A 12,921-nucleotide genomic window follows, 5' to 3' on the forward strand; every position below is an offset into this window, starting at 1 on the left:
AGCCTGCCGCGCCGGCAGGCCGGGGTGGCAGCGGTGGCCACGGCGGCGACGGCGGCGCGGCCGGCCAACGGGGAGAACGTCCGCACGCTCAAGGTGGCCACGGCCCGGCGGCGCCTCGAAACCCGGCAGGAGCCCCAGCAGGAGAGACAGCAGGAGGCACAGCGGGGGACCCGGCCGGAGACGCGCCCGCCCGTCATGTCGCCTGCGACGACGACCGCATCGACCACCGCGCCGGACCAGGCGCCGGGCGGGGAGGCGGGGCGGGAGGGCCCTGTGACTCCGTCCGAGTTCACGCCATCGGGGCTGCCGCTCAGGGTGCCCCAGGCCAACCTGGCGCCCGCCCTGCGGGAGGAGGCGCCTGCCGTACAGACCACTGACGAGGAGGACGATGACGAGCGCTCCCCGGAGGAGATCCGGGCCATGATGGGATCCCTGCAATCGGGCACCCGGCTGGGCAGGTCCGAGGCCGCCAAGCTCATGGGTGATCAGCGATCGGGAGGCGACGCGTGACACCGGCTACGGGCACGGACCTCAACTGGCTCCTTGACGACCTCGTCGGTCGGGTCAAGGAGGCCGAACACGCCATCGTGCTGTCGTCCGACGGGCTGCTGATGGCCTCGTCGGCGGGGTTGCAGCGGACCGACGGCGAGCACCTGTCGGCTGTCGCGTCCGGGCTGCAGAGCCTGGCCAAGGGCGTCTCCGAGCAGGTGAGCGGCGGCGCGGTGCGGCAGACGGTCGTGGAGTGGAAGTCACGCTTCCTGATCGTGACCGTGGCGGGCGAGCGGGCCTGCCTGGCCGTGCTCTGCGTGCAGAACGCCGACATCGGCCTGGTCGCCTACGAGATGGCCATGCTGGTGGCGCGCGTCGGCCAGTACCTCACCTCGGCCGCGCGCACCGGCGAGACCGTCGCCGGGGGCGACCGGTGAGCACGACGGACGAGCCGGCGGACGAGCACTGGGTCGATCCCGAGATCGTCCGGCCGTACGTCGTCACACGGGGGCGCACCCAGCCGGTGCACGGGAAGTTCGACCTCATATCCATGGCCCTGGCCGTGGGACCACCGCCCGGCCCGGAAGCCGGGCTCGACCCCGAACATCTGCAGATCCTCCAGCTCTGCCGCGAACCGAAGTCGGTCGCGGAGATCGCCGCGTACCTGAACCTGCCCGCGGGCACGATCCGGGTGCTGCTCGGCGATCTGTTCGACAAGGAACTCGTCTCGGCCCAGGAACCGCAATCCGAGGTGGACATGCGTGACATGAACATGTACAGGGCGGTGCTCGATGGTCTTCGATCGCTCTGACCGCCCGCGCCTGCCGAGGGCGATCAAGATCCTGATCGCCGGCGGCTTCGGCGCGGGAAAGACGACGATGGTCGCGGCCGTCTCCGAGACCAGGCCGCTGCGGACGGAGGAGATCCTCACCGACCGGGGCATCGGCGTCGACGACCTCACCTCGGTGGAGGCCAAGCGCACCACCACCGTGGCGATGGACTTCGGGCGCATCACCCTGACCAACGACTATGTCCTGTACCTGTTCGGCACGCCGGGCCAGGAGCGGTTCTGGTTCGTCTGGGACGAGCTGGCCGAGGGGTCGCTGGGCGCGGTCATCCTGGCCGACACCCGCCGCCTGGCCGACTGCTTCCCGTCGGTCGACTACTTCGAGCGGCGCGGCACGCCGTTCGTGGTGGCGGTCAACTGCTTCGAGGGGGCGCCGACGTTCGAGCTGGACGAGGTGCGCCTGGCGCTGCAGCTCGACCCGTCGATCCCGATCATCCTGTGTGACGCGCGCAAGCGCGACTCCAGCCGGGAGGTGCTCATCACGCTGGTGAAGCACTCCGCCCGCCTGCGGGCCGAGCCCGTGAGCTCGTAGCGGCGGGGCACGCCCCGACACCGAAGGGCCCGGTCCGCCAGGGGAAAGCGGACCGGGCCCTTCATGTGCGGCGAGCTCAGTGCTCCGCCGCCTTCTCGGCGCCGACGCCGGTGAGCGAGCGGACCTCGATCTCGGCGTACTTGGCCTCGTTGAACTCCTTGCTCATGACCGTGCCGAGCCACCCGCACAGGAAGCCGAGCGGGATCGAGATGATCCCCGGGTTGCTGAGCGGGAACCAGGCGAAGTCGGCGTCCTTGAACAGGGCCGTCGGCGAGCCGGACACCACCGGCGAGAAGATGACCAGCACCAGGGCCGAGATGAGGCCACCGTAGATGGCGCTGACCGCGCCGGCCGTGTTGAACCTCTTCCAGAACAGGCTGTAGAGGATGGCCGGCAGGTTGCCGGAGGCGGCGACGGCGAACGCCAGCGCCACCAGGAACGCGACGTTCTGCCCCTGTGCCAGGATGCCGAGGCCGATCGCGACGGCGCCGATGACGAACGCCGAGACCCGGGCGACCAGCACCTCCTCGCGCTCGGTGGCCTTGCCGCGCTTGAACACGTGCGCGTACAGGTCGTGCGCGAAGCTGGAGGAGGACGCGAGCGTGAGGCCCGCGACGACCGCCAGGATCGTGGCGAAGGCGACCGCGCCGATCAGGGCCAGCAGGATCGTGCCGCCCACGTCGCCGAGGAACGACTTGCCGATGGCCTCGGCCAGCAGCGGCGCCGCCGTGTTGCCCGCCTTGTCGGCCGCGGCGATCTTCCCGCTGCCGACCAGGGCCGCGGCGCCGAAGCCGAGGACCAGGGTGAGCAGGTAGAAGCTGCCGATGATGCCGATGCCCCAGAGCACGGACTTGCGGGCGTCCTTGGCGGTCGGGACGGTGTAGAAGCGGATGAGGATGTGCGGCAGGCCGGCTGTGCCGAGCACGAGCGCGAGGCCGAGGCTGATCAGGTCGATCTTGCCGGCCAGGCCCTGGGCGTCGGTGCCGTACTTCCCGCCCGGCTTCAGGAAGCTGTCGGCCTTGCCGCTCTGCGAGGCGGCCTCACCCAGCAGGGCGGAGAGGTTGAAGCCGTACTTGGCCAGCACCAGGACGGTGATCAGTGCCGCGCCGCCCATGAGGAGCACGGCCTTGACGATCTGCACCCAGGTGGTGCCCTTCATGCCGCCGAACACCACGTACACGATCATGAGTGCGCCGACGCCCACGATCGTCCACGCCTTGCCCGAGGGCGAGGTGACGCCGAGCAGCAGGCCCACCAGGGCGCCCGCGCCGACCATCTGGGCGAGCAGGTAGAAGATGCTGACCGTGATGGTGGAGACGCCGGCGGCGGTCCTCACGGGGCGCGGGCTCATCCTGAAGGCCAGCACGTCGGCCATGGTGAACTTGCCGGAGTTGCGCATCAGCTCGGCGACCAGCAGCAGGGCGACCAGCCAGGCGACGAGGAACCCGATGGAGTAGAGGAACCCGTCGTATCCGGACAGGGCGATGATGCCGGCGATGCCGAGGAAGGACGCGGCCGACATGTAGTCGCCGCCGATCGCCAGGCCGTTCTGGGCGCCGCTGAAGGAGCGGCCTCCGGCGTAGTAGTCGGCCGCGGTCTTGGTCTGGCGGCTCGCCCAGAAGGTGATGCCCAGCGTCGCGGCGACGAAGGCCAGGAAGAGCAGCGCGGAAAGGGCGTGTGAGCTCATCGGGTCCTCTCCTCGACCTCGTGTCGGAGCTTGTCGGCGATGGGGTCGAGCTTCTTCTCGGCGTGCTTGGCGTACGCCCAGGCGATCCAGAAGGTCGAGACGAACTGCAGCAGACCGAGGAGCAGGGCCACGTTGATGTTGCCGAACAGCTTGATCGCCATGAAGTCACGCGCCCAGCCGGACAGCACCACGTAGAGGAGGTACCACGACAGGAAGGCGGCGGTCATCGGGAACGTCCACCGGCGGAAGCGCCGTTTCAAATCCTGGAACTCGCTGCTCTCCTGCACTTGCTCATAGACGGACGCGTCATGTTCTTGAGTGGTCACGGGACACCCTCCACTGTGGTGCGGATCACGCACAAGGTAGAAGGGCAAGCTATCCGGACGGGAGCCCGGAGGCAGGGGTGTTCGGCGAGCCGCCATGGCCCGGCGGCTAGTTGTGCCGGGCTTGCGGTGAATGGTGCCATTCACACGACGAACGGTCTCCACCCTCCGCCCGCCGCGGGCCGGTGTGTTCCACTGGCCGCGGCGGGCGGACGTCGTCGTTCACCCCTTGACCGCGCCGGCCGTCAGGCCCTCGACGATGTAGCGCCTGATGGCGGCGAAGAGCACCAGGGTGGGGATCACCGAGACCACCGTGGCGGCGGCCATCGACCCCCAGTCGATGTCGTACTGGGTGATGAACGAGTTCATCGCGACCGGGATGGTCTTGGAGTCCTCGCTGTCGATGAAGGTGATCGCCAGGAAGAGCTCGTTCCAGCACTGCACGAACGCGAAGATGAACGTCGCCGCGATGCCGGGCAGCATCACCGGGATCACCACCCGGAGCATCGCGACCAGCCGGGTGGCGCCGTCCACCTGGGCGGCCTCCTCCAGGGCGGCCGGGATCCGCTCGCAGAAGCCGCGCATGATGATCGTGGAGAACGGCACGAGCATGGCGACGTACACCAGCATGAGCCCGGCCAGCCGGTTGAGCAGGTCGAGGTCGGACATCAGCAGGTAGAGCGGGCCGAGCGCGATGAACAGCGGGATCATCTGGGTGACCAGGAACGCCAGCATCACCGCGCCCCTGCCGGGGAAGGAGAAGCGGGCCAGCGTATGGCCGCCGATCACGCCGATCACCGTCACCACCGCGGCGGCCACGAGCGAGACGATGAGGCTGTTGAGCAGGTAGGCGCCGAAGTCGGCGAAGGAGAACAGCTCCGCGTAGTGCTCGAACGTGATCGCGTCCGGCCAGTACTTCAGCGGCATCGAGAAGATCTCGGCCTTGGGCTTGAGCGAGGTGACGACGATCCAGTAGAGCGGGAAGAGCGTGATCAGCAGCCAGGCGCCGAGCACGACGACTTTGCCCAGACGCCTCATCAGGACCTCTCCATGCGGGTGACGTTGAGGTAGAAGATGCTGAAGGCGAGCAGCAGCCCCAGCGCGAGCATCCCGACGGCGCCCGCCCGGCCGTAGTCGCCGCCGCTGACCTGCTGGATGAGGAACGTGGTGATGATGTCGGTGCTGCCCGCCGGGCCGCCGCCCGTCATCGAGTAGATCAGGTCGGGGAAGTTGAGGATCCAGATGATCCGCAGCAGCACGATCAGCGCCAGCGTGGGCCGGATGTGCGGCAGCGTCACGTGCCAGAACTGGCGCATCCGGGAGGCGCCGTCCACCGACGCCGCCTCGTACAGCTCGGGGGGCACCGACTGCAGCGCCGCCATGATCATGATGGCGAAGAACGTGACGCCGTACCAGATGTTGGCCACGATGACCGAGGTCATCGCCCAGCCGGGTGAGGCCAGGAAGCCGATCCGCTCGTCGATGATCCCGGCCTTGAGCAGCAGGTCGTTGATCACGCCGAACTGCCCGTTGAACATCCACCGCCACAGCAGCCCGATGAGGAAGCCCGACATGGCCCACGGGAAGAACACCCAGGCCTGGTAGAGCCCCCGGCCCCGGAACTGGCGCCGCAGCAGCAGCGCCAGCCCGAAGCCGAGGAAGAACTGGAAGAAGAGCGACACGACCACCCACGTGCCGGTGTTCCGCAGCGCCGTCCAGAACCGCTCCTCCGCCAGCACCGACCAGAAGTTCTCCAGCCCGACGAACGGCGTCGAGGTCAGGTCGAACAGGTTGTAGCGCTGGAACGCGATCACAGCACCGCGGATCATCGGGTAGTAGGTGAACAAGGCCACGAACACCGCGCCGGGCAGCAGGCACAGCGCGATGAACCTGGCCCTGCGGACCGTGAACGCGGGCTTGGCGTGCCTGGCGACCATGCCCACACCTTCGCTCATGATGCCTTCACTTACGACACCTGCTTCGCCTGGTCGGCCCAGAAGGCGTCCCACGACTTGAGCACTTCGGCGATGGTCTTCTTGCCGGTGATCAGCGCCTGCACGTCACGGTCGGAGTCGATGCCGAACTGGCTCCAGCCCGGGTAGTCGACCGGCCTGATGGTGATCACCTGCTTGGGGTCCCGCTGGGCCTCCAGGTACGCCTTCCAGGCGCCCTGGGAGAACTGCGGGTCGTCCTGCGCCTGCTTGGAGATCGGGATGAGGGAGTTGCCCTTGGCGAAGGCGATGCTCTGCTTGGCCTCCGACAGGAACTGCACCAGCTTGATGGCTTCCTTCTGATGCTTGCTGAAGGAGGTGACGCCCCAGCCCGCGTAGCCGACAGGCTGGAGGGCGTATCCGGTGGGCCCCTTGGGGATGGGCGAGGTGGACCACGCCTTGACGGCGCTCTCCTGGACCGTCTTGATCACCTCGGGGTCCTGGATGAGCATGCCGGTGACGCCGGACGTGAAGCCCTGGACCATCTCCGGGTAGGCCCAGGACACGGAGTCGGGCGGCGACGCCTCCTTGAAGATCTTCAGGTACAGGTCCATGGCCTGGGTGGCCTCGGGGGTGGAGAAGATCGTCCGCTTGTCCTTGAGGTAGTACGCCTTCTCGGGGTTGACGCTCTCGCCGTTGTAGGCGCTGATCATCATGACCGCGTAGTCGGCCCCGCCCTTGCCACCGCGGAACGAGTAGCCGAAGCGGTCGCCCGTGGTCATCTTCTTGCCGGCCTCGTAGAGCTCCTGCCAGGTCGTCGGCGGCTGGGTCATGCCCCAGTCGGTGCGGTAGAACAGGGTCCGCTGATAGAAGCCGTAAGGGAGGAGATAGGGCTTGCCGCCGACCTCGACGGCCTTCTTCTGGGCCAGGTCGGTGAGGTCGGACCAGCCGCTCCAGCTCGTGGTGGGCAGCTCGGCGAGCCAGCCGTTGTTGGACATGGACTTGGCCGTGTGGTCGCGGACCTCCAGCACGTCCAGGTCCTTCTTCGTCTGCATGATCTGGTTGATCTTCTGGTCGGCGCTTTCGAGCGGGGGCGAGACCAGCTCGACCGTGACGCCGGGGTTGGCCTTCTCGAAGTCGGCGATGAGGCTCTTGATCAGTTTGGTCCGGTCGGGGCTGGTCAGGCTCTCGATCATGCGCAGCCGTACCTCGCCGGAGGACGAGCCGGAGCCGGAGCCGCAGGCCGCGAGGACCAGCGTTGCAGCGGCCAGGAGCGCCGAGGGGGCCGCTAGGCGCGAAGATGTCATAGATTGCCTCCATGAAAGGTAAGACAGCGCTGTCGGTCACGCTAGGCGACCAACCCCTTCCAGCGCTAGACCGAGGTCCTTGATCAACGTTTCGGCGGCCTCCAGGCCCACCGAGAGGCGCACCAGCCCCACCGGGATGCCCATCGTCGCCCGCACGCTCTCCTCGGTGGACATGGCAGGCGCGTTGACCAGGCTCTCGAACCCTCCCCACGACACCCCGATCCGGAAGTGCCGCAGCAGGTCGAGGAACTTCGCGACCTCCTCCCGGGATTCCGTGGCCAGTTCGATGCTGAAGACGCTGGAGAAGCCCGACATCTGACACCGCGCCAGGGCGTGCCCTGGGTGCGACGGCAGCCCGGGATGGTTGACCTGCCGCACCCTCGGGTGGTCGGCCAGGAACCGGGCCACCGCCAGCCCCCGCTCCTGGTGAGCCGCCATCCGCACGGTCAGCGTGCGCAACCCCTTGATCACCTTTGCGCCGTCGGACGGGGACATCGCCGCGCCGTAGAGTTGGTACTCTTTCAGCGCCAGCGGCCTGATCAGCCGCGACGGCCCGACCACCACGCCGCCCACCAGGTCGCTGTGGCCGCCCACGTACTTCGACAGCGAGTGCACCACCAGGTCCACGCCCATGGTCAGGGGCTTCTGGAAGATCGGGGTGGACCAGGTGTTGTCCATGACGGTCACCAGCCCGCGCTCCGCCGCCCAGGCCGCGACCGCCGGAATGTCGAAGACCTCGTAGCGCATATATGAGGGTGACTCGAAGTAGAGTAGGCGCGTGCTCTTTTTGATAGCGCTGTCACACTGCTGGAGATCGTCGACGTGCGTATGCGTGACCCCGAACTTCTCCAGATAGCGCAGGAACTGGGTGGTCGGCCCGTAGACCGCGCCGAGCACGAGCACGTGGTCGCCGGCCGAGACCAGAGAGGAGATGGTCGCGGAGATCGCGCCCATGCCCGAGCCGAAGCACTTGGCCCGCTCGCCCCGCTCCAGCGCGGCCAGCTTACGCTGGGCCAGGTCCACAGTCGGGTTGGTGCCCCGCCAGTAGACGTATCGCTCATCCTCGTTCCTGACCGCCTCTCCCAGCTCGCCGGCCGTTTCGAAGGTGAACAGGGAGTTCTCGAACACCGGTGGGTTGACCGCCCCGAGCATCCAGGGCTCGTCCTCGCCAAGGCGACCGCAAATCCATTCATCGTCCATGGGGGGAGACTATGACACTGCGCAGGCCGACCATGGCAGACGTGGCCCGTCACGCGGGTGTGAGCCTGAAAACGGTCTCGCGGGTGGTCAACCAGGAGCCGCACGTCAGCGCCTCGGTGCAGCAGCGGGTGCACGCCTCGATCAGCGCGCTCGGATTCCGCCGCAACGAGGCGGCCAGCCGGCTGGCGCGCGGCGCGACCATCCTGACGATCGGGCTGATCATGGAGAACATCTCCAACGAGTTCTACTCCCGGCTGGCGGCGGCGGTGGAGGCGGCGGCCGACGAGCACGAGGCGCTGGTCGTGTTCGGCTCGTACGAGGAGCGGCCCGACCGGGAGCGGATGCTGGTGGAGTCCATGTACGCCCGGGGCGTCGACTCGCTGATCATCGTGCCGTCGGCGGCCGACCACACCTGGCTGGCCGAGCACCCCGGCCTCACCGCCGTCTTCGTGGACCGCGTGCCCACCGGGCTGGACAGGGCCGACGTGGTGACGCTCGACGACGTGCGAGGAGGCAGGGTGGCGACCGAGCACCTGCTCGCCCGCGGGCACCGCCGCATCGCGCTGATCTCGGACGACGACAAGCTGAGCTCCGTGCACGACCGCGCCGGCGGCTACCGCGCCGCCCTGGACGCGGCCGGGGTGCCGCTGGACGAGACGCTGGTCGTGCGGGGGGTGTTCGACCCGTGGCAGGCCGGCCACGAGGTCGCCAGGCTGCTCCGATTGGACGATCCGCCGACCGCGTTCTTCGCCACGAACAACCGGGCCGCGATCGGCATACTGCAGGCGGTGCGGGAGCGCCCCGAGCGGCTGGCGTACGTGGGGTTCGACGACTTCGCGCTGGCGGACGTCTTCAACCCGGGGGTGACGGTGGTGCGCTACGACGTGGCGCGCCTGGCCCGGAGCGCGGTGGACCTGCTGCTCCGCCCCTCGGTGGAGCCGCGCCGTGTCAAGGTGCCGGTGGAGCTGGTCGTGCGCGGCTCGGGCGAGCTGCCCCCGCCCTCGAGGCCGCTCAGTCCCGCACGGTGATGACGGTCTTGCCGCGGGCCCGGCCCTTCGCCACCTCCCCGATGGCCTCGCGGGCCTCGCTCAGGGCGTACGTCCTGTCGAGGACCGGCGCCACCTTGCCCGCCTCGATGAGCTCGGTCAGGGACTCGAGGTCCGTCCGGCGCGTGGTGGCGAACAGGCCGCGCAGGCGCTGGCGGACGAACGGCGACAGCAGGAGCGCCCGGAGCAGCCGGTCGACGCCGCCGAACCAGCGCCCTTCCCCTTCGCCGCCGACGAGGACGAGGGTGCCGCGCGGGGTGAGGGCGCGCCGGAGCCGCGACAGCGAACGGTTGCCCGCGGTGTCGAGGATGAGGTCGTAGCGGCGCGCGCCGTCCGCGAAGTCGTCGCGCGTGTAGTCGACGACGTCGTCCGCGCCGATCGACCGGACCAGGTCGGTCTTGGTCGTGCTGCACACGCCCGTGACGTGCGCGCCGGACGCCTTGGCGAGCTGCACCGCGTACGTCCCGACGCCGCCCGCCGCGCCGATGACCAGGACCTTCTGGCCGGGCCGCACCCGTCCCCGGTCGCGGAGGGCCTGCAGGGCGCTGCATCCGGACACGGGGACGGCCGCCGCCTGCTCGAAGGTGAGGTTCGACGGTTTCGGCGCGATCATGTCCTGACGGGCGCGGGCGTACTCGGCGAAGGAGCCGTCGCAGGCGCCGTAGACCTCGTCGCCCGGCTTGAACGAGGTCACGTTCTTCCCGACCGCCTCGACGCGCCCCGCGACGTCCATGCCCCGGACGCGGACCTTGGGCCCGCGCAGGCCGAAGCCCAGGACGCGGAGGAGGTAGGGCAGGCCCGTCGTGAGGTGCCAGACGCCCGGATCGACGCCGGCCGCGTGCACCCGGACGAGCACCTCGTCGTCGCCGGCCACCGGCTCGTCGACGTCCTTGTACTCCAGCGCGTCGATTGGGCCGTACCTGTCCTGGACGATCGCCTTCACGGTGTCTCTCCTTCACTGTCGTTGTACTGGAACACCTCATCCAGCGGGACGCCGAACACCCGGGCGATCTGGAACGCCATCTCGAGTGAGGGCGAGTAGCGGCCACGCTCGATGGCGATGACGGTCTGCCGGGTCACGCCGATGCGGTCCGCCAGCTCCGCCTGGGTCATCTCGTTGTGCGCGAACCGCAGGACCCGGATGCTGTTGGTGACCCTGGTCGGCCTCACGACGGCTGGAAGCCCCAGCGGTAGGCGACGATCTTGGCCACGGAGCTGAGGATCGCCGACAGGACGAACCCCAGGTAGATCACGTTGGCGATCCAGAAGTGGTCCAGCTCGGCGAGCGACATGGCGAGCGCCGCCACGCCGCCCAGGACGACGAACGACTGGCCGATGTAATCGCCGAACCGGTGGATCTCCTTGTCGCGCTGGTCCTTCCTGCCGTCGCTCCTGGGCGAGGCGATCGAGACCAGGATGTGGAGCACGATCGCGGCCACGATGGCGGCGCCGACGACCCACAGCAGCGTCCCCGCGTACGGCACCTCGGGGAGGGGGGTGTCGCCCGCCCGCCCGAGGACGATGGCGAGGTAGGCCGCGTACCCGCCGACCGTGACCACCATCGTGATCCACGCACGCTTCTCTTCGGCTGTCATGCCCGTAATGTAAAGCAATCCAGACCTCGTGTCTACTTTTCTTTACATCGGCGATCCGGCCCGCGGAACCCTCGGCTGTGCGTGTGACTAGGAGGAGCGGGGGCGCCAGTCGCCACGGTCCAGGGGCAGGTCCTCGGGGGTGTGCAGGCGGACCATGGTCCTGCCCACTCCCGCCGGCACGCGGTGCGGCGTCGCCAGCGACACCACCAGCATGACCGTGAACGCGATCGGCACGGTCCACGCGGCCGGCTGGGCCAGCAGCGCGTTCGCGAACCCCTCGTACGGGCCGCCGACGATCGTGATCAGCACGGCGGCGCAGGCGAGCCCGCCGCCCGCGAACAGCCCGGCCAGCGCGCCCGTGGTCGTCAGCCGCCGCCACCAGATGCCGAGCACGAGCAGCGGGCAGAACGACGACGCGGCCACCGCGAACGCCAGCCCGACCACGTCGGCCACCGGCAGGGCGCGGGCCCACAGCGCCAGCCCCAGCGGCACGGTGACCGCCATCAGCGTGGCGATCCGGAACGAGCGCACGCCGCCCTTGAGCACGTCCTGGGCGATCACCCCCGCCACCGACACGGTCAGCCCGGACGACGTGGACAGGAACGCGGCGAACGCCCCGGCCGCGACCAGCGCCGTCAGCAGGTCTCCTAGCGTGCCGCCGACCATCCGGCCCGGCAGGGTCAGCACGACCGCGTCGGTGCGCACCAGGTCGGGTGCGTACAGCCGGCCCAGCCAGCCGTACAGCGCGGGCAGCAGGTAGAAGGCGCCGAGCAGCGACAGGACCACGAGCGTGGTGCGGCGGGCGGCCCGGCCGTCCGGGTTGGTGTAGAAGCGCACCAGCACGTGCGGCAGCCCCATCGTGCCCAGGAACGTGGCCAGGATCAGCGAGTACGTCGAGTACAGGCCGTACTCCTTGCCCCCGGCCAGCGGCACCTGCCAGGTCGCCGCGTCCCGCGGGCTCACCCCGGGCGCCCCGCCGGCCTTCCACGCCATGAGCAGGAACACCAGCGGCACCGCCAGGGCGGTCAGCTTCAACCAGTACTGGAACGCCTGGACGAACGTGATCGACCGCATCCCGCCCGACAGCACGTTGACCGCGACCACCACGGCCACCAGCAGCCCGCCCGCCCACAGCGGCGCGCCCGTGATCTCCCGCAGCACCAGGCCGGCGCTCTGGAACTGCGGCATCAGGTAGAGCCAGCCGATGAGCACGACGAGCCCGCTGGCCGTGCGGCGCACGGTCATCGACTCCAGCCTCGCCTCGGCGAAGTCGGGCAGCGTGTACGCCCCCGAGCGGCGCAGCGGCGCTGACACCAGCACGAGCAGCACGAGGTAGCCACCGGTCCAGCCGACCGGCAGCCAGAGCATGTCGGCGCCGAACGACAGGATCAGCCCGGCCACGCCGAGGAACGACGCCGCCGACAGATACTCGCCGCCGATGGCGGAGGCGTTCCAGAGCGGGCTCACCGTGCGGGAGGCGACGTAGAAGTCGGACGTGGTGCGGGAGAAGCGGATGCCGAACGCGCCGATGAGGACCGCGGCCATGACCACGATGATGATCGCGGTGAGGCTCATTGGCGTTCGACCAGGTCGGCGAAGTGGCGCTCGTTCCGCTCGGCCTGCCGTACGTACAGCCAGGCCCCCGCCACGAACGCGGGGTAGATGAGGGCGGCGAGCACGGCCCACGGCAGCGGGACGCCGACCAGCTCCACCTCGCGCAGCCGCGGGATGAGCAGGAACAGCAACGGCAGCCCGCCCACCACGCATCCGAGCACCGTGCAGACGAACATCGCCAGCCGGAACTGGGTGCGCAGCAGCGAACGCATGTACACCTCGCCGAGGTGGGTCTGCTCGTCGATCTCGCGGGTGGCCGGGTATCGGGGGCGGCGGGCCGCGGCCGTCCTGGGGCTCGTCACGGCCACCCGCCGGGGCACGGCCTCGCGGCGCCCCTGCTCCGGGCGGCG

At 69.4% G+C, this 12,921-nt stretch carries 15 protein-coding genes and 1 pseudogene; 5 read left to right on the top strand and 11 right to left on the bottom strand.

The features are described from left to right. The 4 genes and pseudogenes from DQW85_RS36010 to DQW85_RS36025 all read left to right on the top strand — a co-directional run. A pseudogene (locus DQW85_RS36010) lies at positions 1–510 on the top strand (hypothetical protein); the annotation flags it as partial. After that, the gene (locus DQW85_RS36015) at positions 507–926 is read left to right on the top strand and encodes a roadblock/LC7 domain-containing protein (RefSeq protein WP_113704219.1); all 420 of its coding nucleotides are present in this window, start codon (positions 507–509) and stop codon (positions 924–926) included. The pseudogene DQW85_RS36010 and the gene DQW85_RS36015, both read left to right, overlap by 4 nt. Continuing rightward, complete coding sequence (locus tag DQW85_RS36020) at positions 923–1,300, top strand: DUF742 domain-containing protein (RefSeq protein ID WP_113704220.1); 378 nt, start codon at positions 923–925, stop codon at positions 1,298–1,300. The genes DQW85_RS36015 and DQW85_RS36020 overlap by 4 nt, the downstream gene beginning before the upstream one ends. After that, positions 1,281–1,868: a GTP-binding protein gene (locus DQW85_RS36025; RefSeq protein WP_113704221.1), complete on the top strand. Its 588-nt coding sequence runs from the start codon at positions 1,281–1,283 to the stop codon at positions 1,866–1,868. The genes DQW85_RS36020 and DQW85_RS36025 overlap by 20 nt, the downstream gene beginning before the upstream one ends. 76 nt (positions 1,869–1,944) lie before the next feature. Here DQW85_RS36025 and DQW85_RS36030 read toward each other — a convergent pair whose 3' ends face one another. From DQW85_RS36030 to DQW85_RS36055, 6 genes are all read right to left on the bottom strand, one after another. Then, complete coding sequence (locus tag DQW85_RS36030; protein ID WP_113704222.1) at positions 1,945–3,555, bottom strand: solute symporter family protein; 1,611 nt, start codon at positions 3,553–3,555, stop codon at positions 1,945–1,947. Continuing rightward, on the bottom strand, positions 3,552–3,881 hold the full coding sequence (locus DQW85_RS36035; RefSeq protein ID WP_240197657.1) for a DUF485 domain-containing protein: 330 nt from the start codon (positions 3,879–3,881) through the stop codon (positions 3,552–3,554). Before DQW85_RS36035 ends, DQW85_RS36030 begins: the two co-directional genes overlap by 4 nt. A gap of 219 nt (positions 3,882–4,100) precedes the next feature. Next, positions 4,101–4,916 (bottom strand): carbohydrate ABC transporter permease, encoded by an 816-nt coding sequence (locus DQW85_RS36040; protein WP_113704223.1) that lies wholly within the window; start codon positions 4,914–4,916, stop codon positions 4,101–4,103. After that, a complete protein-coding gene (locus DQW85_RS36045; RefSeq protein ID WP_113704224.1) occupies positions 4,916–5,833 on the bottom strand; it encodes a carbohydrate ABC transporter permease in 918 nt (305 codons plus the stop codon). Before DQW85_RS36045 ends, DQW85_RS36040 begins: the two co-directional genes overlap by 1 nt. A gap of 11 nt (positions 5,834–5,844) precedes the next feature. Then, positions 5,845–7,116, bottom strand: coding sequence for an ABC transporter substrate-binding protein (locus tag DQW85_RS36050; protein ID WP_113704225.1), 1,272 nt, complete (start codon positions 7,114–7,116; stop codon positions 5,845–5,847). 36 nt (positions 7,117–7,152) lie between these two features. Continuing rightward, entirely contained in the window at positions 7,153–8,316 is a 1,164-nt protein-coding gene (locus tag DQW85_RS36055; RefSeq protein ID WP_113704226.1) for a trans-sulfuration enzyme family protein, read from the bottom strand. Between the two features lie 11 nt (positions 8,317–8,327). Here DQW85_RS36055 and DQW85_RS36060 point away from each other — a divergent pair, with 11 nt between their 5' ends. Further along, positions 8,328–9,344: a LacI family DNA-binding transcriptional regulator gene (locus DQW85_RS36060; protein ID WP_113704227.1), complete on the top strand. Its 1,017-nt coding sequence runs from the start codon at positions 8,328–8,330 to the stop codon at positions 9,342–9,344. On the opposite strand, the gene DQW85_RS36065 is transcribed toward DQW85_RS36060, so the two are convergent. The 5 genes from DQW85_RS36065 to DQW85_RS36085 form a co-directional block, all read right to left on the bottom strand. Continuing rightward, a complete protein-coding gene (locus DQW85_RS36065) occupies positions 9,328–10,305 on the bottom strand; it encodes an NAD(P)-dependent alcohol dehydrogenase (protein WP_113704228.1) in 978 nt (325 codons plus the stop codon). The genes DQW85_RS36060 and DQW85_RS36065 overlap by 17 nt on opposite strands. Further along, a complete protein-coding gene (locus DQW85_RS36070; protein ID WP_240197658.1) occupies positions 10,302–10,532 on the bottom strand; it encodes a helix-turn-helix transcriptional regulator in 231 nt (76 codons plus the stop codon). The genes DQW85_RS36065 and DQW85_RS36070 overlap by 4 nt, the downstream gene beginning before the upstream one ends. Then, positions 10,529–10,957 carry a hypothetical protein gene (locus DQW85_RS36075; RefSeq protein WP_113704229.1) on the bottom strand — a complete coding sequence of 143 codons (429 nt, stop codon included), beginning with the start codon at positions 10,955–10,957 and terminating at the stop codon, positions 10,529–10,531. The genes DQW85_RS36070 and DQW85_RS36075 overlap by 4 nt, the downstream gene beginning before the upstream one ends. Before the next feature lie 87 nt (positions 10,958–11,044). Next, positions 11,045–12,532, bottom strand: a complete 1,488-nt coding sequence (locus DQW85_RS36080) for a sodium/solute symporter (RefSeq protein ID WP_113704230.1) — start codon at positions 12,530–12,532, stop codon at positions 11,045–11,047. Beyond that, complete coding sequence (locus tag DQW85_RS36085; RefSeq protein WP_113704231.1) at positions 12,529–12,891, bottom strand: hypothetical protein; 363 nt, start codon at positions 12,889–12,891, stop codon at positions 12,529–12,531. Before DQW85_RS36085 ends, DQW85_RS36080 begins: the two co-directional genes overlap by 4 nt. Positions 12,892–12,921: the final 30 nt, after the last annotated feature.

It is taken from the genome of Nonomuraea lactucae (assembly GCF_003313395.1).
GTDB lineage: Bacteria > Actinomycetota > Actinomycetes > Streptosporangiales > Streptosporangiaceae > Nonomuraea > Nonomuraea lactucae.

Coding starts and splice junctions, on each gene's coding strand:
- DQW85_RS36025 (WP_113704221.1), top strand. CDS start 1,281: ATGGTCTTCGATCGCTCTGACCGCCCGCGCCTGCCGAGGGCGATCAAG.
- DQW85_RS36030 (WP_113704222.1), bottom strand. CDS start 3,555: ATGAGCTCACACGCCCTTTCCGCGCTGCTCTTCCTGGCCTTCGTCGCC.
- DQW85_RS36040 (WP_113704223.1), bottom strand. CDS start 4,916: ATGAGGCGTCTGGGCAAAGTCGTCGTGCTCGGCGCCTGGCTGCTGATC.
- DQW85_RS36045 (WP_113704224.1), bottom strand. CDS start 5,833: ATGAGCGAAGGTGTGGGCATGGTCGCCAGGCACGCCAAGCCCGCGTTC.
- DQW85_RS36050 (WP_113704225.1), bottom strand. CDS start 7,116: ATGACATCTTCGCGCCTAGCGGCCCCCTCGGCGCTCCTGGCCGCTGCA.
- DQW85_RS36055 (WP_113704226.1), bottom strand. CDS start 8,316: ATGGACGATGAATGGATTTGCGGTCGCCTTGGCGAGGACGAGCCCTGG.
- DQW85_RS36060 (WP_113704227.1), top strand. CDS start 8,328: ATGACACTGCGCAGGCCGACCATGGCAGACGTGGCCCGTCACGCGGGT.
- DQW85_RS36075 (WP_113704229.1), bottom strand. CDS start 10,957: ATGACAGCCGAAGAGAAGCGTGCGTGGATCACGATGGTGGTCACGGTC.
- DQW85_RS36080 (WP_113704230.1), bottom strand. CDS start 12,532: ATGAGCCTCACCGCGATCATCATCGTGGTCATGGCCGCGGTCCTCATC.